Source organism: Streptomyces sp. MK37H (genome assembly GCF_018035285.1).
In the GTDB taxonomy this organism is placed as follows: Bacteria; Actinomycetota; Actinomycetes; order Streptomycetales; family Streptomycetaceae; genus Streptomyces; species Streptomyces endocoffeicus.
On record NZ_JAAAYH010000713.1, the window covers coordinates 1 to 2,743 of the forward strand.

The 2,743-nt window shown below is 71.0% G+C and carries 2 protein-coding genes; both read right to left on the bottom strand.

What is annotated here, in order from left to right:
- Positions 1-870, bottom strand: an 870-nt coding sequence (locus GWI24_RS43100) for a serine/threonine-protein kinase (RefSeq protein ID WP_210951469.1), incomplete at its 3' end; no start/stop codon positions are given.
- Between the two features lie 356 nt (positions 871-1,226).
- Positions 1,227-2,594, bottom strand: coding sequence for a M64 family metallopeptidase (locus GWI24_RS43105; protein ID WP_210951470.1), 1,368 nt, complete (start codon positions 2,592-2,594; stop codon positions 1,227-1,229).
- Between the last annotated feature and the right edge of the window lie 149 nt (positions 2,595-2,743).

Sequence of the window (2,743 nt, forward strand, 5' to 3'; positions counted from 1 at the left end):
GGGCTGGGTCGGGGTGTATTCCAGCGGGATCTCCGGAGTGTCGCCCACCTCCTGGGCCATCAGCAACATCCGCTCGACCTCGTCGGCGCTCAGCCGCTCCTCCGGAGCCCGCCGCAACAGCCCCTCGATGACCGGCTTCAGGGGTCCTGCCGCCTCCGGCACGGGGATCTCGTCGAAGACGACGGCGTGCAGCACCCCGGCCAGCGACTCGCGGTGGAACGGGGATTGACCGCCCACCAGCGTGCAGAGCAGCACCCCGAGCGACCACAGGTCCGACTCCGGCCCGGTGCGCCGCCCCGACATCCGCTCCGGCGCGGTGTATTCGGGCGAGCCCACGAACGAGCCGGTCTCGGTGATCGTGGTGGACCCGGTGACCTGCGCGATCCCGAAGTCCGTCAGCACGACCCGGCCGGTGCCCGACTCCACCAGCACGTTCGCGGGCTTGATGTCGCGGTGCAGCACCCCGCGCGCGTGCGCGGCGCGCAACGCGCCCAGCAGCGCGGCCGCGATCCGCCCCGCCTCACGCGCCCCGACGGGGCCGTCCGCACCCAGCCGGTCGGCGAGCGAGAAGCCGTCGACCAACTCCATGACGATCCAGGCGCAGTCGTCCTCCTCGATCACATCGTGGAGGACGATCACGTTCGGATGCTTGATCTGTGCGACGGTCCGGGCCTCGCGCAGGGTGCGCTCGCCGCGCAACTGCGAGTCGAAGGCCGTGAGCCCCTCGTCCACATGGAGTTCCTTGACCGCGACATCGCGGCCCAGCAACTCGTCGACGGCCCGCCAGACCGTGCCCATTCCGCCGCGTCCGAGCCGTGTGGCCAACCGGTAGCGGTTGGCGATCAGACGGCCTTCTCCCCCGGTACCCATGGGCTCATCTTGCCTCACCCCGCCGAAGCCCTCGAACACCGGACCACGGACCGCCCTTACGGGCGATTGAGCATGGGCGCGGCATGCGGGAACGTAGGTCACGCCGATGTTAAAGGGGCGGACCGCGGCCGCCCCCATCGGGCAACTTCGCCTTCCGGGCACTCGGGTATCCCGGCCGGGGCGCCTCCGAGCGGTGCTGGGGTAAGCCGATGGGCTCCGCAGCGCATCCGGCCCCTTGGTTCTCCCGGCCGGGGGCACCTCCCAGCGGTAGCTGGGGGAGAACCGAGCCTCAAAAAATGGGGGGCCGCCCCGCAGCGGGGGTCCACGGGGCGGCCAGTCAGAGGGGGCGGGAAGGGTCAGCCAGTGACCTTCCACGTCCGGGAGCCGCTCAGCAGCTTGCGCAGGGCCGGGTCCTTCACCGCACTCGTGCCGTCCGTCGCCTTCGCGGTGACCTTGTGGGTCGTCCCGTCGCTCGGGACGCCCAGCCCCGCCGGGGTCACGCTCGTCTTACCGTTCGCGGCCGTGACCTCCGCACCGTCCACGTACCACTTCAGCGACGCGCCCTTGGGCACGTCCACCGCGATGCCCGCCGACCGCTTGACGGCCGTCGCGGTGGCCGTACGGCTGCTGAGCGCGCTGGCGTGGCGGTAGAAGCCCGCGATCATCGCCTCGCGGCCGGGGAGGCTGAACTCCCGCCCCAGAGTGCGCATGATCGAGTTGTCGGTGGGGCGGTTGATGCCCTTGGGGTAGTAGCGGCCGCCCTCGTAGGCGCCGACCGTGCCGCCGTCGGGCGAGGTCTGGCCGATCCAGCGGTACCACTTCTTCTGCTGGGCGGTCAGCTGAGCCGCGCTCAGCTTGGTGGCGTTGGACTCGTCGGGCTCGGCGCCCGTGTAGGTGCCGTACTCCGGGTAGAAGTACTCGTCGGCCAGCTTGCCGAGCGAGTGGCCGGTCTCGTGGACCGCGATCTGGTCGGAGTCGGCGTGGTCGGAGGCGGCGGTGGCGATGCCGTCATAGCCGACCTGCGAGGTGAGGGTGTAGCCCGCGCCGCCGTACTTGGTGGAGTTGGACAGTACGACCACCAGATCGGCCTGCGGCGCCTTGGCCGCGTACGACTCGACCTTGGCGGTGTCGACGCACAGCAGCCGCTCGATGCCGTCGCACCAGAAGTACGAGCCGAGGGCGGTGTCCTTGACGACGTCCTTGGACGGGTCGCCGGAGACGCCGGACTGATTGGAGACGGCGTCCACGGTCCAGACGTTGAAGAGGTCCTTGTACGAGGCGTAGGGCTGCACGGCGGACATCTGCTCCCACTTGGAGCGCGCGTCCGCGTGGAAGTCCTCCTGCTGGCCCGCGGTGTAGCCGTCGCCGATGAAGACGACGTCCAGCTTGTCGGCCGTGGTGCCGTTGTCGACGACCGAGCCGACCTGGCCGTCGGCGGCGGCCTCCTTGGCGGACAGGGAGCGGGCGGCGCGGGCCAGCCGCTCGGGAGTCGCGGCCGGGACCTCGGTGTGGCGGGGGTGGCCGCCCGGGCCGGTGAAGTACTCCACGTCCAGGGCGCGCTGCGACGAGGCGGCGTCGGCGGTGGCGGCCGAGCCGGACGCTCCCGGCGACGCCGTGGCCGGCGCGGTCATGGCCGCGGCCGCCGCCAGGGCGATGCCTCCGGCGACGGCCGCGGTGCGCAGGGGAATGCGGCTGCGTATGCGGCTCCGTATGCGTCTGCGCACGGTGACTCCCGAAGTCCTCGCGATAAGCGGCCAGTTAAGCAGGATTAATTCGCCGCTCAACCTAAGGGGTCCGGGTGTCGGGGGCAATGGTAATTAGGGAAGTGGCTAGGAAATCGGACGCCGCACAACCATGCGGGGCGCTCCTCGCT